The organism is Microbacterium esteraromaticum (genome assembly GCF_014084045.1).
Lineage (GTDB): Bacteria > Actinomycetota > Actinomycetes > Actinomycetales > Microbacteriaceae > Microbacterium > Microbacterium esteraromaticum_D.
In genome coordinates, this window is sequence record NZ_CP043732.1 from 3,135,354 (window position 1) to 3,154,667 (window position 19,314).

The 19,314-nt window shown below is 68.4% G+C and carries 17 protein-coding genes; 5 read left to right on the plus strand and 12 right to left on the minus strand.

Annotated elements, in window-relative coordinates; all coding sequences use genetic code 11:
* The 9 genes from FVO59_RS15115 to hrcA form a co-directional block, all read right to left on the minus strand.
* On the minus strand, nucleotides 1–948 hold the full coding sequence (locus tag FVO59_RS15115) for a quinone oxidoreductase family protein (RefSeq protein WP_182253363.1): 948 nt from the start codon (nucleotides 946–948) through the stop codon (nucleotides 1–3).
* Between the two features lie 19 nt (nucleotides 949–967).
* Nucleotides 968–1,870, minus strand: a complete 903-nt coding sequence (era, locus tag FVO59_RS15120) for a GTPase Era (RefSeq protein ID WP_182253364.1) — start codon at nucleotides 1,868–1,870, stop codon at nucleotides 968–970.
* Nucleotides 1,863–3,155 (minus strand): hemolysin family protein, encoded by a 1,293-nt coding sequence (locus FVO59_RS15125; RefSeq protein ID WP_182253365.1) that lies wholly within the window; start codon nucleotides 3,153–3,155, stop codon nucleotides 1,863–1,865. Before FVO59_RS15125 ends, era begins: the two co-directional genes overlap by 8 nt.
* Nucleotides 3,152–3,610: an rRNA maturation RNase YbeY gene (gene ybeY, locus FVO59_RS15130; RefSeq protein WP_182253366.1), complete on the minus strand. Its 459-nt coding sequence runs from the start codon at nucleotides 3,608–3,610 to the stop codon at nucleotides 3,152–3,154. The genes FVO59_RS15125 and ybeY overlap by 4 nt, the downstream gene beginning before the upstream one ends.
* A complete protein-coding gene (locus FVO59_RS15135; RefSeq protein ID WP_182256898.1) occupies nucleotides 3,607–4,632 on the minus strand; it encodes a PhoH family protein in 1,026 nt (341 codons plus the stop codon). Before FVO59_RS15135 ends, ybeY begins: the two co-directional genes overlap by 4 nt.
* Nucleotides 4,633–4,717: 85 nt before the next feature.
* A complete protein-coding gene (locus FVO59_RS15140) occupies nucleotides 4,718–5,065 on the minus strand; it encodes an HIT domain-containing protein (protein WP_182253367.1) in 348 nt (115 codons plus the stop codon).
* A gap of 14 nt (nucleotides 5,066–5,079) precedes the next feature.
* The gene (locus FVO59_RS15145; RefSeq protein ID WP_182253368.1) at nucleotides 5,080–5,808 is read right to left on the minus strand and encodes a 16S rRNA (uracil(1498)-N(3))-methyltransferase; all 729 of its coding nucleotides are present in this window, start codon (nucleotides 5,806–5,808) and stop codon (nucleotides 5,080–5,082) included.
* Nucleotides 5,809–5,834: 26 nt separating this feature from the next.
* A complete protein-coding gene (locus tag FVO59_RS15150) occupies nucleotides 5,835–6,941 on the minus strand; it encodes a molecular chaperone DnaJ (protein ID WP_182253369.1) in 1,107 nt (368 codons plus the stop codon).
* Nucleotides 6,942–6,984: 43 nt separating this feature from the next.
* A complete protein-coding gene (gene hrcA / locus FVO59_RS15155) occupies nucleotides 6,985–8,019 on the minus strand; it encodes a heat-inducible transcriptional repressor HrcA (RefSeq protein WP_182253370.1) in 1,035 nt (344 codons plus the stop codon).
* A 106-nt stretch (nucleotides 8,020–8,125) separates the two neighbouring features.
* Between hrcA and FVO59_RS15160 the strand changes: the two genes are divergently transcribed.
* The gene (locus tag FVO59_RS15160) at nucleotides 8,126–9,544 is read left to right on the plus strand and encodes a carboxylesterase/lipase family protein (protein WP_259363290.1); all 1,419 of its coding nucleotides are present in this window, start codon (nucleotides 8,126–8,128) and stop codon (nucleotides 9,542–9,544) included.
* 39 nt (nucleotides 9,545–9,583) lie between these two features.
* Here the strand turns inward: FVO59_RS15160 and hemW are convergent, their stop codons facing one another.
* The 3 genes from hemW to lepA are packed head-to-tail and all read right to left on the minus strand — an operon-like array spanning nucleotide 9,584 to nucleotide 13,371.
* The gene (hemW, locus tag FVO59_RS15165; RefSeq protein WP_182253372.1) at nucleotides 9,584–10,810 is read right to left on the minus strand and encodes a radical SAM family heme chaperone HemW; all 1,227 of its coding nucleotides are present in this window, start codon (nucleotides 10,808–10,810) and stop codon (nucleotides 9,584–9,586) included.
* Complete coding sequence (locus FVO59_RS15170) at nucleotides 10,810–11,460, minus strand: DUF1990 domain-containing protein (protein WP_182253373.1); 651 nt, start codon at nucleotides 11,458–11,460, stop codon at nucleotides 10,810–10,812. The genes hemW and FVO59_RS15170 overlap by 1 nt, the downstream gene beginning before the upstream one ends.
* Before the next feature lie 60 nt (nucleotides 11,461–11,520).
* Nucleotides 11,521–13,371 carry a translation elongation factor 4 gene (lepA, locus tag FVO59_RS15175; protein WP_182253374.1) on the minus strand — a complete coding sequence of 617 codons (1,851 nt, stop codon included), beginning with the start codon at nucleotides 13,369–13,371 and terminating at the stop codon, nucleotides 11,521–11,523.
* A 255-nt stretch (nucleotides 13,372–13,626) separates the two neighbouring features.
* Between lepA and FVO59_RS15180 the strand changes: the two genes are divergently transcribed.
* The 4 genes from FVO59_RS15180 to FVO59_RS15195 all read left to right on the plus strand — a co-directional run bounded on the left by FVO59_RS15180 (nucleotide 13,627) and on the right by FVO59_RS15195 (nucleotide 19,283).
* Nucleotides 13,627–14,610 carry an ABC transporter permease gene (locus tag FVO59_RS15180; RefSeq protein ID WP_182253375.1) on the plus strand — a complete coding sequence of 328 codons (984 nt, stop codon included), beginning with the start codon at nucleotides 13,627–13,629 and terminating at the stop codon, nucleotides 14,608–14,610.
* Entirely contained in the window at nucleotides 14,610–15,521 is a 912-nt protein-coding gene (locus FVO59_RS15185; protein WP_182253376.1) for an ABC transporter permease, read from the plus strand. The genes FVO59_RS15180 and FVO59_RS15185 overlap by 1 nt, the downstream gene beginning before the upstream one ends.
* Entirely contained in the window at nucleotides 15,518–17,443 is a 1,926-nt protein-coding gene (locus FVO59_RS15190) for an ABC transporter ATP-binding protein (RefSeq protein ID WP_182253377.1), read from the plus strand. The genes FVO59_RS15185 and FVO59_RS15190 overlap by 4 nt, the downstream gene beginning before the upstream one ends.
* A 115-nt stretch (nucleotides 17,444–17,558) precedes the next feature.
* Complete coding sequence (locus FVO59_RS15195; protein WP_182253378.1) at nucleotides 17,559–19,283, plus strand: ABC transporter family substrate-binding protein; 1,725 nt, start codon at nucleotides 17,559–17,561, stop codon at nucleotides 19,281–19,283.
* Nucleotides 19,284–19,314 lie beyond the last annotated feature (31 nt).

Consider the following 19,314-nt stretch of genomic DNA (forward strand, 5'->3'; position numbering starts at 1 on the left):
TCACGGCAGCAGCGCGAGCTTGCCGCCCGGATGCCCCTGCGACAGCAGCCGCAGGGCGGCGGGCGCGTCGGCGAGCGGGTAGGTTGCCGCCATCGGCACCTCGAGCCGTCCCTGCTCGGCCAGCTCGACCAGACGCGGACGGGCCTCGTCGCGGAACCGGGCGCTGTCAGGCCGACTGCCGGCGATGGCGTGGAAGCCGTGACGCTCGGCGCGCGCGGCGGCCGCGATCGTGACGATCCTGTTCATGTCGCGCACGACGGCGAGCGACACGTCGATCGCCTCGTCCGTGCCGACGGCATCCAGTGCGGCGTCGATGCCCGACGCACCGATCCGGGTGAGCGCCTGGCGCAACCTCTTCTCCAGCCCGTCGCCGTGTGCGACCGGGACGCCGCCGAAGCGACTCACCGTGTCGAACCGCCCGGGGCTGGCAGTGCCGATCACGCGGATGCCCTGCAGCGCCGCCTGCTGCAGCACGCTGACGCCCACGGCGCCGGATGCGCCGTGCAGCAGCACGGTCTCGCCTGACCGCGCGCCGCTGACGTGCAGCATCTCGGCCGCCGTCGTGCCTGCGAGCAGCAGGTTCGAGGCCTCAGGGTGGCTGAGCGTCGCGGGCTTGCGCAGCACCTTCTGCGCCGGCACGGTGAGCTCGGTCGCGTAGCCGCCGCGCACACGGAAGGCGATGACCTCGTCGCCGACGGCGACGGGACCGGTCACGATCTCGGTGTCGGGACCGACCGCGGTGACGACTCCGGAGACCTCGTAGCCGATCGGCACGGGCAGCTGGATGCCGGCGCGAGCGGTCGCGACGTGCTTGGCGTCGGCCGGGTTCACGCCTGCCGCGTGCACGCGGATGGTCAGCTCACCGGCATCCGGGGCCGCGACGTCGTACGACTCGAGGCGCCATGCGTCCGGCGACCCCCACTCCCTGGCGACCCAGTGCTCCGCCATGTCAGAAGGCTCTGCCACCTCAGAAACCCAGGCGCCCCAACTGCTTCGGGTCGCGCTGCCATTCCTTGGCCACCTTGACGTGCAGCTTCAGGAAGACGCGCGTTCCGAGGAGCTCCTCGATGCCTTCGCGGGCCGCGGCGCCGACGTCGCGCAGCCGCGCGCCCTTGCGGCCGATGATGATCGCCTTCTGACTGTCGCGCTCGACGACGATCGAGGCGTAGACGTCGGTGAGATCGCTGTCCTCCCGGGGCTCGACGTCGTCGACGACGACCGCGATCGAATGCGGGAGCTCGTCGCGCACGCCCTCCAGCGCCGCCTCGCGGATGATCTCGGCGATGCGGTCCTCGTCGGACTCGTCGGTGACGATGCCGTCCTCGTACAGGCGCGGTCCCACCGGCATCAGCTGCAGCATCTCGTCGGCCAGCACGTCGAGCTGCTCGCGGGTGAGCGCCGAGAGCGGGATCACCGCCGACCAGTCCTCGCGCAGCGAGTCGACCTCCATGAGGCGCTCGATGATGTCGTCCTTGTCGGCCGCGTCGGTCTTGGTCACGATCGCGACCTTCTTCGCCCTCGGATATCCGTCGAGCGAGGCCGCGATGCGGCGATCGCCGGGGCCGACCTTCTCGGTCGCGGGCACGCAGAACCCGATCACGTCGACGTCTCCGAGCACCTGCTCCACCAGGTCGTTGAGCCGCTCGCCCAGCAGCGTGCGGGGCTTGTGGATGCCCGGGGTGTCGACGATCACGAGCTGGCCGTCGGGGCGGTTCAGGATGCCCCGGATCGCCCGCCGCGTCGTCTGCGGCTTCTCACTGGTGATCGCGATCTTCTCGCCGACCAGAGCGTTGGTCAGCGTGGACTTGCCGACGTTCGGTCGACCGACGAACGTCACGAAGCCGCTTCGGGTCTGCTCTCGATCAGTCATTGCTGTGGCCTCCATCGCCCTCGTCGTCCCAGCCCTCCGGTGCCCGCTCGACGAACACCGTGGCTATCCCCCTGCCGCGCCCGCGCGACGCCCCGCCGGTCAGCACCAGACCCTGCACGGTCACCGTGACTCCGGGCTGAGGGATCTGACCGAGCTCCTTCGCGAGCAGCCCGCCGATCGAGTCGACGTCGTCGTCCTCGAGCTCCAGCCCGAACAGATCGCCGACATCCTCGAGCCCCAGTCGCGAGTTCACCCTGTAGCGTCCGTCCGGCAGCTCCACGACCTCTGCGGGTCCGCGGTCGTACTCGTCGGCGATCTCGCCGACCAGCTCCTCGATCAGGTCCTCGAGCGTCACGAGACCCGAGATCCCGCCGTGCTCATCGATCACGATGCACACGTGCACCGCGTCGCGCTTCATCTGCTGCAGCAGCGTCTCGGCCCGCATCGACTCGGGGACGTAGACCGCCGGCCTCGCGATCGGCCGCACTGGCCGACCGCGCCACGCACTCTCATCGCGGTAGGCGAACTGCACGAGATCCTTGAGGTACAGCACTCCGACGACGTCGTCGGCCTCGTCGTCGACGACGGGCATGCGCGAGACCCCCGTGCGCAGGAAGAGCTCCATGGCCTCGGTGGTCGTCGCCTCGGCATCCACCGTCATCATCTCGGTGCGCGGCACCATCACCGCGCGCACGAACTGGTCGGTGAAATCGAACACGGAATGGATGAGGTCGCGATCGTCCTCCTCGATGAGAAGGTTCGATGCCGCCTCGTCGACCATGCTCAGCAGCTGCTCCTCGGATGCGAAGCTGCTGCGCCCGGTGCCCGGCGTCACCCGCTGACCCGCCGAGACGAGCGCCTGGGCGAGCGGGCCCAGCAGGATCCGCACGCCGCGCACGACCGGCGCCCAGGTGCGAAGCATGGATGCCGCGTGCAGTCGCCCGAACGAACGAGGGCTGGCGCCGACGAGCACGAAGGTGATGCCGGTCATCAGCACGGCGGCGGCGAGCATCGCCCACCAGATGCTGGGCAGCAGCGCATCGAGGGCGACCGTCACGAGCACGGCCGCTGTCGTCTCGGAGAGCACGCGCATGAACGCGACCGCGTTGACGTGGGGAGCGGGGTCGGCGGCTATTCGGGCGAGTGCGTCCGCGTTGCGCCCCTCGCTCGCCATGTTCTCGAGATCGCTGGTCGAGCTGACCGAGAACGCCGCGTCGACGGCGGCCATCAGTCCGCCGAAGGCGACCAGGAGCACGGCCGCCGCCAGCAGTATCGCCGGGGTCATCGACTGCGTTCGGCGCGCGCGAAGCCCTCGATGAGCGACTTCTGCAGCCCGAACATCTCACGCTCCTCTTCCGGTTCGGCGTGGTCGAAACCGAGCAGGTGCAGCAGGCCATGGGTGGTGAGCAGGATCAGCTCGTCCATCAGGGAATGCCCTGCGGTCTGCGCCTGCGCCTCGGCCACCTGCGGGCACAGCACGATGTCTCCCAGCAGACCGGGAGGCGTGGGGTTCTCGGCGCTGCCGGGGCGGAGCTCGTCCATCGGGAAGCTCAGCACATCGGTCGGGCCTGGCTCGTCCATCCACTGCACGTGCAGAGACTCCATCGCGCCCTCGTCGACCAGCACGATGGCGACCTCGGCGTCGGGGCTGACGTGCAGCTGCGCGAGGTTGAAGTCGGTCAGCCGCTGCAGCACCGTCTCGTCGACCGTGATCGCCGACTCGTTGTTGATCTCGATCATTTCAGGCCTCGCTTCGGCATGCGGTCTCGGGGTTTCTGCGGCTGCCCGCTTCGACGCTCGGCGCGATTGGCGAACTGGTGGGCCTGCTCTCGCTCGACGCGTGCGGCCGTGCGCTGCTCGTCGTACTCGCTGTACGCGTCGACGATGCGGCCCACCAGCGAGTGCCTGACCACGTCGTCGCTCGTCAGACGCGTGAAGTGGATGTCGTCGATGTCGCTGAGCACCCGTGTGACCAGCCTCAGGCCAGACGCGCCCTGGGGCAGGTCGATCTGGGTGATGTCTCCTGTGACGACCATCTTCGTGCCGAAGCCGAGGCGTGTGAGGAACATCTTCATCTGCTCGGGTGTGGTGTTCTGTGCCTCGTCGAGCACGACGAAGGAGTCGTTGAGCGTGCGTCCGCGCATGTACGCGAGGGGCGCGACCTCGATCGTCCCCGTGGCCATCAGCCGCGGCACGACCTCCGGGTCCATCATCTCGTTGAGGGCGTCGTAGAGCGGACGAAGATAGGGATCGATCTTGTCGGTGAGCGAGCCGGGGAGGAATCCCAGCCGCTCCCCCGCCTCGACGGCGGGACGCGTGAGGATGATCCGCTGCACCTCTTTGCGCTGCAGCGCCTGCACGGCCTTGGCCATCGCGAGATACGTCTTGCCCGTTCCCGCGGGCCCGATGCCGAACACGATGGTGTTCTGCTCGATCGCGTCGACGTACTCCTTCTGGCCGAGGGTCTTGGGCCGGATGACCTTGCCTCGCGTCGACAGGATCGCCTCGCCCAGCACCTCGCTGGGGCGGGGGCCCTCATCCCGGCGCAGGATGCGCGCGGAGTGCTCGACGTCGCTGGGTGCCAGGTCGTGACCGGAGCGGGTCATCTCGATGAGCTCCTCCACGAGTCGCCTGGCAGCCGCGACGTCCGCGGTCGTTCCGCCGAGCGTTATCTCGTTGCCTCGCACCATCACCTGCACGCTCGGGTGCTGCTTCTCGAGCATGCGCAGCAGCCGGTCCTGCGGTCCGAGCAGCTGCACCATGGCGATGCCGTCGGCGTAGATGCGCTCGGTGTGCTCGGGCTGTGCGGGGAACCGGGGAGGTGCGCCCTCGGGGTGCGCGCTGTCGTCAGAAGCCAACGAGCTTCCCCTCCTCGATGCTGCCCAGCACGTGCGCGTGGACGTGGAAGACCGACTGCCCGGCGCTCGCGCCGTTGTTGAAGATCAGTCGGTACTCCCCGTTCGCATGCTCGGCGGCGATCTGCTTGGCGACGGCCACCATGTCGGCCATCAGGGCCGGGTCTCCCGCGGCGAGCTCGGTGACATCCCTGTACTGCTCCGTCTTGGGGATCACCAGCACGTGCAGGGGCGCCTGCGGGTTGATGTCGCGGATCGCGAACACCCGGTCGGTGTCGGCGAGGATGTCGCCGGGGATCTCCCCGTTGAGGATGCGGGTGAAGATCGAGGGTTCGCTCATGCCTGCAAGTCTATTCACCAGCGGCCGAGGTTGGACGAGAGCACGGCGATCGCGGCAGGTCCGGCGGTCGAGGTGCGAAGCACGGTGTCGCCCAGGCGCACCCGCTCGGCGCCCGCCTTCTCCAGTCGTTCGAGCTCGTCCGGCGAGATCCCGCCCTCGGGTCCGACCACGAGCACGATGTCTCGGCCGTCGGGACGGATGCCGGTGAGCGGCGTCTGGGTCCACGGATCGAGCACGAGCAGCCTGGCGTCGGCCGCACGCTCCGCGAGCTGCACAGTGGAGTGCACCGGTGCGACATCGGGCACCCAGGCACGGTGCGCCTGCTTGGCGGCCTCCCGCACGATCGTCGCCCAGCGCTCCCTGCCCTTGGCCGCTTTCGGCCCTTCCCAGCGCGACACGCTGCGCGCGGCCTGCCACGGCACGATCTCGTCGATGCCGAGCTCGCACGCCGCCTGCACCGCCATCTCATCGCGATCGCCCTTGGCCAGCGCCTGCACGAGGACGATGCGTGTCTCGGGCGCGTCCTTCACGTGACGCTCGGTGATCCGCACCGTGACCTGCGACGCCGAGACGTCCTCCGCAGCGCCTTCGAGCCAGACGCCGCGCCCGTCGCCGATGGTCACCGTCTCGCCGACGCGCACGCGGCGCACCACCGAGGCATGCTTCGCCTCCGCGCCGGTCAGCCGCACGAGTTCGCCGACAGCGGCATCAGTGCAATCGGGTACGACGAAGTGCAGGGCCATGGTGCTCCGATCGGCTGGCGGGTCGGTCAGTGGCTGCGGAAACGGTCACGCAGCTTCGAGAAGAGGCCCTGCTGGAACTGGGCCAGCCGCGGCGACGGAGCCTTGGCCTTCTTCGCGAACTCCTCGATGAGCTTGCGCTGCGCCCCGTCGAGCTTCGTCGGGGTGACCACCTGCACGCCGACGCGCAGATCGCCGCGCTGCGATCCGCGCAGCGGGGTGATGCCCCGTCCGCCGATCGTGAGCACGTCGCCGGATTGCACTCCCGCGCGCAGCTCGAGATCGACCGTGCCGTCGAGCCCCTCGATGCTCGTCGTGGTGCCGAGGATGGCATCCGTCATCGACACCTCGAGCGTCGCGAGCAGGTCGTCGCCGTCGCGGCTGAACACGGGGTGCGGCGCGACCGAGACCTCGACGTACAGGTCGCCGTTGGGGCCACCGGCGCGGCCGACCTCGCCCGAGCCGGGGAGCTGGAGGCGCAGCCCGGTCTCGACGCCGGCGGGGATGTCGAGTGCGACGGTGCGACGCGAGCGCACCCTGCCCTGTCCTGCACACGATCCGCACGGATTGGGGATGACCGTGCCGTATCCCTCGCAGCTGCCGCAGGGCTGCGTGGTGACGACGTTGCCGAGGAGGCTCCGCACCTGGCGCTGCACGTGGCCGCTGCCGCCGCAGACGTCGCAGGTCACCGGAGACGTGCCGGGCTGGCAGCACGAGCCCTGGCAGGTCTCGCAGAGCACCGCGGTGTCGACCTCGATGTCGCGGTGCACGCCGAAGACGACGTCGCCCAGCTCGAGGTTGATGCGCACCAGGGCGTCCTGGCCCCGCTCGCGGCGCGAGCGAGGGCGGGCCGAGCGGCCACCGCCGGCCGCGCCGAAGAACGTCTCGAAGATGTCGCCGAAGCCGCCGAACCCTCCGAAGCCGCCGTTCTGGTCGCCGCCCATGTCGTAGCGACGGCGGGAGTCCTCGTCGCTGAGCACGTCGTAGGCGTGCGTGACGAGCTTGAACCGCTCGGCCGCGTCCTCGCCCGGGTTCACGTCAGGGTGCAGCTGCCGTGCGAGCTTGCGGTATGCCTTCTTGATCTCGTCCTGAGAGGCGTCTCTCGACACCCCGAGGACCTCGTAATGATCCGCCACGGTCACCTTTCTTCGTGTGCGTTCGTGTGCATGGCCGTCCGCGTCAGCGGGCGGCCTCGTCCTCTTCGAGCATCCGCGACAGGTAGCGGGCAACGGCCCGCGCCGCCGCGAGATTGCTCGGATAGTCCATTCGGGTCGGCCCCATCACACCGACCCTCGCCGTGCCGCCGGGGGCCGCGTAGTTGCTCGCCACGATCGACGCCTCTCCGAGTCCGAACGGGGCGTTCTCGGTGCCGATGCTCGTGGCGAGGCCGTGCTCGTCTGTCACCATCTCGCTCATCAGGCGAAGCAGGGTCACCTGCTCCTCGATCGCCTCGAGCAGAGGATGGATGCTGCCGCGGAAGTCCTGCTCGCGTCTGGCGAGGGTCGCAGCGCCCGCCATCACCAGCCGCTCCTGCCTGAACTCGGCCAGCTCCTCGGCGATCACGGCCGCGAGCGAGGCGAGAGCAGGCTGCAGTCTGGATCCGGTCTGCAGTTCGAGGGTCGATGCGATGCGCTCCGACGCCTCGCCCACCGCGCGGCCGGTGATCAGTGCCGCCAGCTGTGCGCGCAGCACGGCCAGATCGGCGTCTTCGATGTCGATGGGCAGAGGAGAGATGCGCTGCGAGACGCCGCCGGCATCGGTGACGAGCACGACGAGCATGCGGTTCGGTGCGAGCGCGACGAGCTCGACATGGGTGATGCTCGCGCGCGCGAACGAGGGGTACTGCGCGAGCGCGACCTGACCGGTGAGCTGGGTGAGCACCCGCACGGTGCGCGCCATCAGATCGTCGAGATCGCTGGGCGCGGCGAGGAACGACTCGATCGCGGTGCGCTGCGGTGCCGACAGCGGGCGCAGCTGCGCCAGGTGGTTCACGAAGACGCGGTAGCCCTTGTCGGTCGGCACCCGCCCCGAGGAGGTGTGCGGAGCGGTGATGAGCTCTTCGTCCTCGAGCTGCGCCATGTCGTTGCGGATGGTCGCAGCCGACACGCCGAACGCGTGCCGCTCGACGATCGACTTGCTGCCGACGGGCTCGTGGGTGGCGACGTAGTCCTGCACGATCGCGCGGAGGACCTCCAGGCCTCGCTGTGTGACCATCATCCCTCCGAACCCGCTGCTCTGGCACTCGTGCCTCTAGAGTGCCAATCCTACCCCGGGTCGGGCCCACCTCAGCGGATGACGGGGAGACCCTATGCTGTCGCCCATGAGCGCAGCCCCCACAGCCCACCTCACCGCCGGCGTCGTGCGCGGCTCCGTGCACGACGGCGTGCACCGCTTCCTCGGCATCCCCTACGCCGCTGCGCCTTTCGGACCGAACCGCTTCCGCGAACCGCAGCCGGTCGCCGTGTGGGACGACGTCCGGCCCGCCGACTCGTTCGGCCCCACGTCACCCCAGCTGCCGTACTCCGGTCCGATCGGCGATCTGCTCGGCTCGGTGATCATCGACGGCGATGACGTCCTGACCGTCAATGTGTGGGCACCGTCCGATGCCGAAGCGGCGCCCGTGGTGCTCTGGCTTCACGGCGGCGCGCTGGAGCGCGGCACGGCGGCGATCCCGCTCTACGACGGCTCGGTGTTCGCTCGCGCCGGCATCGTCTTCGCATCGATCAACTACCGGGTGGGCTCCGAGGGCTTCTCGGTGCTGGAGGGGGCGCCGACCAACCTCGGGCTCCTGGACGCCGTCGCAGCGCTGCAGTGGGTGCACCGCGAGATCGGCTCGTTCGGCGGCGATCCGGCGAGCATCACGATCATGGGCGAGTCGGCGGGCGGCGCACTGGTGGCGGGTCTGCTCGCCGTCGAGACATCACGGGCGATGATCGCGCGCGCGATCGTCCAGTCCGGGCCGCTGCAGGCCCAGCCCCGCAAGAAGTCGGGCCGTGTCACCGCGCAGCTGGCCAGGCTTCTCGGCATCCGCCCCGAGCGAGACGCATTCGCCGCAGTGGCGCCCTCGAGGCTGCTCGAGGCCCGACGCACCCACTCCGCCGGCTCGTCTCCGCTCGGCGGCGCACCGGGCTTCCATTTCACGATCGACCCCGAGACCCTCCCCCGCTCGCCGCACGACGTGCTTGGCGATCTCGACGTGCCGCTGCTGATCGGCAGCAACACCGACGAGTACCGCCTCTGGTTCACCCCCGAGCAGCTCGCCGAGATCACCGAGGCGAAGCTGCTTCTTGCTCGCCTGGCGCTGCGCATCCCCCGCCGCGCGATACGCGCCTACCGTTCGCAGTTCCCCGGCGCGTCGACCGGTGAGATCTTCGGCCAGGTCGCGACCGACCTGCTGCTGCGTGGGCCGCTCACCCGGGTCGCGAGACGCCGTGGGGCCTCCACCTTCGTCTACGAGTTCGCGTGGCGCAGTCCGGTTCGCGACCTGCGCGCCGCGCATGCCCTCGAGCTCGGGTTCGTGTTCGACCAGCTCGACTCCGACGACGCGAGGCGGATGGCGGGAACCGATGCACCGCGGCAGCTCGCCGCCGAGATGCGCGACGCATGGATCGCATTCATCAAGACGGGTGATCCTGGCTGGGCGCCGTACGGGACGAACCGCATGACCCGGATCTTCGACGCCGAGAGCAGCACCGAACCGCAGCGGCGGATCGAGGGACTCGATCTGCTCCCCGGCTGACCGTCCCGCCACCCGGCCGAACGCGCTCGGCGTACCGCCTCAGTCTGTGAGCGCGCGCACGACGGCATCGGCGAGCAGGCGACCGCGCAGGGTGAGGCGCACGCGGTGCTCCCGCAGCGCGGCGGCGGCGTCGACGAGTCCGTCGGAGATGAGCTCCGCGACCCGGTCGCGCCGGTTCTCGGCGATGCCGTCGATCGGCAGCCCCTCTGCGAGGCGGCTCTGCAGGAGCACCCGTTCGAGCGTGCGCGCCTCGAGGTCGGGCCGCTCGCGCCCTGCAGCCGGCGATTCGCCGAGTGCGAGCCGCTGCGCGTACGCGGCCGGATGCTTGACATTCCACCATCGGAGGCCGGCCACGTGGCTGTGCGCCCCTGGTCCGAAGCCCCACCAGTCCGAGCCGCGCCAATAGGCCATGTTGTGCCGCGAGCGATGATCGGCACCGTCGGCACGAGCCCAGTTGCTCACCTCGTACCAGTCGAACCCTGCACCCCCCAGCCGCTGATCGGCGGCTTCGTACATGTCGGCCTGCAGATCGTCGTCGGGCGCAGGGACCTCACCGCGGCGGATCTGCCTGGCGAGCTTGGTGCCGTCCTCGATGATCAGCGCGTATGCGGAGATGTGGTCGGGCTCGAGCGCGAGTGCAGCGTCGAGCGACTCCTGCCAGTCGGCGAGCGACTCCCCCGGTGCGCCGTAGATGAGATCGACGCTGACGTCGAGGCCGCCCCCGCGCGCGGCGTCGACCGCGGTGCGGACGTTCTCGGGTCGATGCGTGCGGTCGAGCGCGGCGAGCACGTGCGGCACCGCCGACTGCATCCCGATCGAGAGGCGCGTGACACCGGCGTCCACCAGCGTGCGGACGACCTCAGGCGTGACGGTGTCGGGGTTGGCCTCGACCGTCACCTCGGCGTCATCGCGGATGCCGAACGCCGACGTCGCCGCGGAGAGCATCCGCGCCAGGTCGCCGGCGGGCAGCAGAGTGGGTGTCCCGCCGCCGAAGAACACGGTGTCGAGCGGGCGGATGCCGTCGGCTTCGCCGAGGACATCGCGCGCGAGCGCGATCTCGCGGATCAGCGTGTCGGCGTACTCGTCCTGCGTGGCGCCGCGCAGCTCGGTCGCGGTGTAGGTGTTGAAGTCGCAGTAGCCGCAGCGCACCCGGCAGAACGGCACATGCAGGTAGGCCGAGAACGGCGCCGATGCGTCGACGACGAGGTCGGCGGGCAGGCGTCCGTCGGCGGGCGCCGGATCGCCCAGCGGAAGCGCACCCGCCATCAGATCGGGGTCGCGTACAGCGGCGAGATGGCGCGCAGGTACAGCGCGAAGAGCTCCCGGCGGCGGCGGCGCACCATGCCGGGGAGGCGGTACAGCAGCGCGACCGGCGCGTCGAACGCACGCACGGTGAACCACACCTCGTCGGTGTCCTCGCGCCACTCGATGTCGAAGGACTCCTCGCCGCTCACCACGGATCCTCCGACGGTGCCGAGCACGAACCCGATCCGGCGACGCTCCTCGGTCACCGAGATCACACGCAGCTCGGCATCCGCCCGCATGCCGCTGACACGTCCGTGCAGCTTGAGCGTCATGCCGGGTGCGACGAAGGGCATGCCGTCGGCGGCGAAACGCTGCTCGACCTGCGTGCGGTTCGGCGCTATCGGCGTGCCCTCGGCATCGAAGCTCACGCCGGTGTACGCGGAGCCCGCGGCCGGACGCACATCGCGCAGCTCGAGCCCCGCGGCGCGCTGCGCCGTCCACGACAGCAGCGACTCACCGGCCGTGCGGAAGCGATCCTCGCCGCTGCCCAGGCGCCATGACGCCTCTGCGGGGATGCTGCGCTCGGGCGGGTACTGCATCAGGTCGGGTGCGTGGGTCGCGCCAACCGCGGCATAGTCCACCGTGCCTTCTCGGAAAGTCCCGCGCCGCATGATCTCCAGCCTAGGCGACCTGTCTGAACAGAATCCGAACGACACCGCGTTCGCGGCAGGCTACTTCTTGTCCTTGCCCTCGACGTCGCCCGACAGCGCGGCGATGAACGCCTCCTGGGGCACCTCGACGCGGCCGACCATCTTCATGCGCTTCTTGCCCTCCTTCTGCTTCTCGAGCAGCTTGCGCTTGCGGCTGATGTCACCGCCGTAGCACTTGGCGAGCACGTCCTTGCGGAGTGCGCGGATGGTCTCGCGGGCGATGATCCGCGCGCCGATCGCCGCCTGGATCGGCACTTCGAAGTTCTGCCGAGGGATGAGCTTGCGCAGCCGCTCGGTCATCAGCGTGCCGTACGCGTAGGCCTTGTCGCGGTGCACGATGGCACTGAAGGCGTCGACCTTGTCGCCCTGCAGCAGCACGTCGACCTTGACCAGGTCGCCCTCCTGCTGACCGTCCGGCTCGTAGTCCAGGCTCGCGTACCCCTGCGTCTTGGACTTCAGCTGATCGAAGAAGTCGAAGACGATCTCGCCGAGCGGCATCCGATAGCGCAGCTCGACGCGCTCCTCGGAGAAGTACTCCATGCCGAGCAGTGCGCCGCGGCGCGACTGGCAGAGCTCCATGACGGTGCCGACGTAGTCCTTGGGCAGCAGGATCGCGGTCTTCACCATGGGCTCAGAGACCGACCCGACGCGTCCATCCGGGTACTCGCTCGGGTTGGTGACGACGACCTTCTCGCCTGTGTCGGTAATGACCTCGTAGATCACGCTCGGGGCGGTCGTGATGAGGTCGAGCCCGAACTCGCGGGAGAGCCGCTCGGTGATGATCTCGAGGTGCAGCAGGCCGAGGAAGCCGCAGCGGAAGCCGAAGCCCAGCGCGACGGACGTCTCGGGCTCGTACTGCAGCGACGCGTCCGAGAGCTTCAGCTTGTCCAGCGCCTCGCGCAGCTCGGCGTAGTCGCTGCCGTCGATGGGGTAGATCCCCGAGAACACCATCGGCTTCGGGTCCGTGTATCCGGCGAGGGCTTCCGTTGCGGGGCCGCGCGCGGTCGTGACGGTGTCTCCGACCTTCGACTGGCGCACATCCTTCACGCCGGTGATCAGGTATCCCACCTCGCCGACGCCGAGGCCCTTCGACGGGATCGGCTCGGGGCTGGACACGCCGATCTCGAGCAGGTCGTGCGTCGCCTTCGTCGACATCATCTGGATGCGCTCGCGCGGGTTCAGCTGTCCGTCGACCATGCGCACATAGGTCACGACGCCGCGGTACGAGTCGTAGACCGAGTCGAAGATCATGGCACGCGCAGGGGCATCGGGATTTCCGACCGGGGCCGGGATGTCCTGCACGATCCGGTCGAGCAGCTCCTCGACGCCGACGCCCGTCTTGCCCGAGACGCGAAGAACGTCCTCGGGGTCGCCTCCGATCAGATCGGCGAGCTCCTTCGCGAACTTCTCGGGATCTGCCGCAGGCAGGTCGATCTTGTTCAGCACCGGGATGATGTGCAGATCGTTCTCGAGCGCGAGGTAGAGGTTGGCGAGGGTCTGCGCCTCGATCCCCTGCGCCGCGTCGACGAGCAGGATGGCCCCCTCGCAGGCCGCGAGCGAGCGCGACACCTCATAGGTGAAGTCGACGTGCCCGGGGGTGTCGATCATGTTGAGGGCGAACGTCTCGCCGCCGGATGCCCACGGCATCCGCACCGCCTGGCTCTTGATGGTGATGCCGCGCTCGCGCTCGATGTCCATGCGGTCGAGGTACTGCGCGCGCATGTCGCGCTCCGCCACCGACCCGGTGACCTGCAGCATGCGATCGGCCAGCGTCGACTTGCCGTGATCGATGTGGGCGATGATGCAGAAGTTGCGGATCTGCGTGGCGGGCGTCGCCGCAGGCGACAGCGGGGTGAGAGCGCGGGGTGACATGTGGTCCTTGGTGCGTCCGAGAGGGTTCAGGCAAGTCTACGTTCCGCCGGGGCGATCACCCATTCGCGCCGACCGGTGATAGTCTCGCGAAGTTGCCCTGATGGCACTGGATGCCGTCGGTGACAAGACTCCGTCACGGACCAGCCCGTGTCTGACGGCGTTCGCTCTACCCGGTGTGTGTGCTTGAATGCATCCCGACCCAGCGCTGCGTCGGCGGATCCCGCGCGCGTCTGTAAAAGAGAAAGAATCAACACCTTGATCAAGTATCTGCTGCGCCGCCTCACCGGGTGGGTGCTCATGATCGTCATCGCGACGAACATCACCTACTTCCTCGCGTGGCTGTATCTCGACCCCGAGAACAACTACTCCCAGCGCCGCCCGCCCATGTCGCCCGAGCAGATCGACGGTCTGCTCCGACCACGCAACCTCAGCGAGAACGTCCCGCTCATCGAGCGGTGGTGGACCTGGCTCACGAACATCGTCCTCCATTGGGACTGGGGCCTCGGGCCCACCGGCGAGTCGGTCAACGAGCAGGTCGCCTACCGCGTCTGGGTCAGTGCCGAGCTCGTGCTCGGCGCGACGATCCTCACCACCGTGATCGGCATCGCGCTCGGCGTGTACACGGCCTCCCGTCAGTACAAGCTGGCCGACCGCATCGGCCAGGCGACCAGCATCGTGACGATGAACATCCCGACGGTCGTCGCCGGCTTCGGCCTCGTGCTGCTCGCGATCGGCTTCAACAACTGGGTCGGCACCACCGTGTTCTACGTGGTCGGCTCATCCAGCAAGGGCGTCGAGGGCTTCTTCCCGATACTCATAGACGCGCTGCAGCATCTCGCGCTTCCCACCATCGGCCTCGTCATCGTCGGCTACGCGCAGATCCACTTCCTCCAGCGCTCGCTGCTGCTCGACAACATCAAGGCCGACTACGTGCGCACCGCACGCGCGAAGGGCCTCACCAAGCAGCAGGCGATCCGCAGGCACGCGCTGCGCACCTCCCTCATCCCCGTGACCACCCAGGTCGCCTTCACGATCCCGCTGGTCTTCACCGGAGCGGTCATCACCGAGACGATCTTCAACTGGCGCGGCATGGGCAGCTACTTCATCACGACGCTGAACACGAACGACGTGCACGGCACGGTCGCCGTCGCCGCGTTCGGTGCCCTCATGACCGCCATCGGCGCCATCCTCGCCGATGCCATGGTCGTCATCCTCGATCCGAGAGTGCGGGTGAGCTGATGTCCTCCATCACCACGAATCCCCCTGCCGAGGCGACGCAGAAGACGCGCAAGCGCACGTCGATGCTGTCGCTCTACACGCGACGGTTCATGCGCAACCGCGGTGCCGTGATCGGCGTCGTCGTGCTCGTTCTGCTCGTGCTCTTCTCGGTCATCGGACCGCTTGTCTCGCCCTACGGCCCCGACGACCTCGACTTCCTGGCGCTGCGCACGCCGCCGGACGCGACGCACTGGTTCGGCACGAACGGCTCGGGCAACGACAACTTCTATCAGGTCGCGACCGGGCTGCAGCGCTCGATGATGATCGCTGCGGTGGTCTCCATCGGAACCACCGCGCTGTCGGCGATCATCGGCGCCACCGCCGCCTACTTCGGCGGACCCTACGAGCGGATCATGCTCACGGTGATCCACTTCATGATGGTGATCCCCAACTTCCTCATCCTCGCGATGATCTCGAACGACGCAGGCGGCAACTGGATCGTCATCTCGCTGGTGATGATCTTCGTCGTGGGCTGGTTCATGCCGGCGCGGATCATCTGGACGCTGTCGCTGTCGATCCGCGAGCGGGAGTACATCCACGCCGCCCGCTATGCCGGCATCTCCGGCATCAAGATCGTGCTGCGGCACATGCTGCCCAACATCGGCTCGCTGCTGGTGATCAACTTCACGATCGGCGTCGTCAACGCCGTCGTGACCGAGACGGCGCTGTCGTTCCTCGGCTTCGGCGTGAAGCTGCCCGACGTGTCGCTGGGTGCGCTGATCGGCTACGGCTCGAGCACCCTGGTGAGCGCCCCGTGGCTGTTCTACTTCCCCGCTGCGGCGCTGACGCTGCTCACCGTGTCGATGGCGCTCATCGCCGACGGCCTGCGTGACGCCCTCGACCCGACCTCGGCGGCTGGAGGTCGCGCATGAGTACTGTTCTTTCCGTTCGCGACCTCCGGGTCAGCTTCGCGTCCGAGGCGGGTCGCGTCGACGCCGTGCGCGGCGTCTCGTTCGACCTCGAAGCAGGCAAGACGCTCAGCATCGTCGGCGAGTCCGGTTCGGGCAAGTCGGTCACATCGCTCGCGATCATGGGCCTGCTCGACGAGAACGCCAAGGTCACCGGATCGATCGTGTTCGACGGTCAGGAGCTGATCGGCAAGTCCGACAAGCAGCTCTCGGTCATCCGCGGTAACGGCATGGCGATGGTCTTCCAGGACCCGCTCACCTCGCTGACGCCCGTGTTCACGATCGGCGACCAGCTGATCGAGGCGCTCACGGTGCACCGCAGCCTGTCGAAGAAGGCCGCGTGGACGCGCGCCGTCGAGCTGCTGAACCTCGTCGGCATCCCCGAGGCCGAGCGGCGCATGAAGTCGTTCCCGCACGAGTTCTCGGGCGGCATGCGCCAGCGCGTCGTGATCGCGATCGCGATGGCCAACAACCCGAAGCTCATCATCGCCGACGAGCCGACCACGGCCCTCGACGTCACCATCCAGGCGCAGATCCTGGAGCTCATGGACAAGGCGCAGGACGAGACCGGCGCCGCCATGATCATGATCACGCACGACATGGGCGTGGTCGCCAAGACGGCCGACGACGTGCTGGTGATGTACGCGGGCAAGCCCGTCGAGCACGCCCCGGTGCGCGAGCTGTTCTACCGCACCCGCATGCCGTACTCGATCGGCCTGCTGGGCGCCATCCCCCGCGTCGACAAGAGCGAGAAGGTGCCGCTGATCCCGATCAAGGGCAACCCGCCGCTCCTGATCGACCTGCCCGACGCATGCCCCTTCGCCGCACGCTGCCCGATCGCGATCGACGCCTGCCGCGAGCGGGAGCCCGACCTCATGCCGATCGGCACCGACGGCGACGCACCGCACACGGTGGCGTGCATCCGCGCGCACGAGATCGACGATCAGGGCATGATCGGCGGCCTGCCCGTCTACCCCGTTCCTGTCATCCCCGAGAGCACGCTCACGCGCATCCCTCGTGAGGAGCGGCCGATCACTCTCGAGGCGATCAACCTGAAGAAGTCGTTCCCGCTGATGAAGGGCTCGTTCCTCAAGCGCAAGGTCGGCGAGGTGCAGGCCGTCAAGGGCATCAGCTTCGACATCCGCGAAGGCGAGACCCTGGCGATCGTCGGCGAGTCCGGCAGCGGCAAGACGACCACCCTGCTGCAGATCATGGATCTGGTGAAGCAGGAGGACGGCGACATCCGGATCACCGGCACCAGCGTGTCCGAGATCAGGAACCGCTCGCAGGAGCGCAAGCTGCGCCGCGATCTGCAGATCGTGTTCCAGGACCCCATGGGCGCACTCGATCCGCGCATGACGGTGTGGGACATCATCGCCGAGCCGATGCTCGCGATCGGGATGCCCAAGGCCGAGGTCTTCGACCGCGTCGAGGAGCTGATGGGGCTCGTCGGACTCGATCCCGCCCACGTCGACCGGTTCCCCCAGGCGTTCTCGGGCGGCCAGCGTCAGCGCATCGGCATCGCCCGCGCCCTGTCGACCAATCCGAAGATCGTCGTGCTCGACGAGCCCGTGTCGGCGCTCGACGTGTCGATCCAGGCAGGCGTCATCAACCTGCTCGACGAGCTGAAGGCCAAGCTCGGTCTGTCGTACCTCTTCGTCGCCCATGACCTCGCGGTGATCAGACACATCGCCGATCGCGTCGCCGTGATGTACAAGGGCGCGTTCGTGGAGCAGGGCGACGTCGACCAGGTGTTCGACGACCCGCAGCACCCGTACACGAAGGCCCTGCTGTCGGCGATCCCGATCCCGGATCCCGACATCGAGCGCACGCGCGAGCGCATCATCCTTCCCGTCGACGGGTTCGACGCGGTCGCTGCATCCTGACTCGCGAGATTGTGCACAGTCCGATAACGAAACGGCTGTGCGGTCGATCCGCGTTCCAGGGGCGGAGTTAGTCTGCCCCTATCCCAAGAAAGGCCGACAGGCACTAAGGAGTACCATGAAACGGCATCAGAAGCTGGTGGGCATCGCTGCCCTCAGCGGCGCCCTCGCACTCGTCATGAGCGGATGTGCACCCGCGGGCAACGGAAACGGCAACGGCAACGGCGGCGATGAGGGCGAGGCCCCGCAGACCGTCACCGGAGCGGACTACAACCCGCAGCCGCGCGAGAACCTGAAGCAGGGCGGCGAACTGCGCATCCCGATCTCGAACATCGCGGAGCAGCTCAACTACTTCCACGGCGACGGAGACGCTCGCGTCACGCAGGTCGGCACGTGGTTCCGCCCGCAGATCCTGCTGATGAAGCCGGACGGCACCGTCTACAAGAACGACGCCTACCTCGACGAGTACTCGTTCGGCGTGGAGGACGGCAAGACCGTCCTGCACTTCAAGGTCAACGAGAAGGCGGTCTGGAACGACGGCACCCCGATCGACGTGACCGCGTTCAAGGCCACCTGGGAGGCTCAGAACGGCACGAACGAGGAGTACCAGCCGAACTCCACCGATGGCTGGAAGGAGATCGAGTCCGTCGAGGCCGGCGAGAACGACCGCGACGTCATCGTCACCTTCAAGGGCGAGTTCGCCTGGCCCGAGATGGTCTACTCGCAGCTGCTGCACCCGGCCGTCAACACGCCTGAGCTGTTCAACACGGCATTCCTGGGCGACTGGCACCCCGAGTGGGCCGCCGGCCCCTACACCGTGGGAGAGTTCGACAAGACCGGTGGCGTCGTCACCCTGGTCCCGAACGACAAGTGGTGGGGCGAGAAGCCGCTGCTCGACGAGGTGAGCTTCATCCAGATGGAGCCGACCGCCGCCGTCAACGCGCTGCGCAACGGCGAGGTCGACATGGCCGAGACCGGCTCCGCCGAGCTGCTGGCGCAGGTCGAGGACCTCGAGGGTGTGAAGACCTACAAGGGTCAGGCCACCGCCAACGCGCTGTTCACGCTGAACGCCAAGTCGCCCGTCCTCGAGGACCTCGAGGTGCGCAAGGCCGTCATGTCGGCGATCAACCTCGAAGAGGTCAAGAAGATCGTCTTCAACGGCCTGAACTACACCGAGGACCCCGCGGGCTCGCTCACGCTGTTCTCGTTCCAGCCGAACTACTCCAACTCGCTCGAGAAGGCCGGCCGCAAGGACGGCGACACCGAGGGCGCTGCCAAGCTCCTCGACGAGGCCGGCTGGGTCGCAGGTGACGACGGGATCCGCGAGAAGGACGGCGAGCGGCTGAAGCTCGTCTTCCCCGTGCACAGCGACACCGAGACCGCCAAGGCTCGTTCGCTCGCCGTGCAGGCGCAGCTGAAGAAGGTCGGCGTCGAGGTCGAGGTGGACATGCGTCCGTCCGCTGACTTCGCTGAGGACTACAACACTCAGAACGGCGACATCTTCTTCCTGAACTTCACCTCGTCCGACCCGTTCGGCGCGGCGTGGTTCTGCCAGCTGTACTGCCAGGGCGACAGCCTGAACCTCACCGGCACCCAGACGCCGGAGATCGACAAGATGATCCACGAGGAGCTCGAGACCATCTCCGACCCGGTCGAGCAGACCAAGAAGGCCATGGAGATGGAGGCCGAGATCATGTCGCAGACGTGGGGCCTGCTCCCCGCCTTCAACGGCCCTGAGATCTGGACCGTCAAGGAGGGTCTCGCCAACCTGACCCCCGAGCCCTACGTGGGCCTCGACCTCTTCGGCATCCAGCCGGTGGAGAACGTGGGTTTCGAGAAGTGATCTGATGGATCCCTGCGCTGACGCGCAGTGA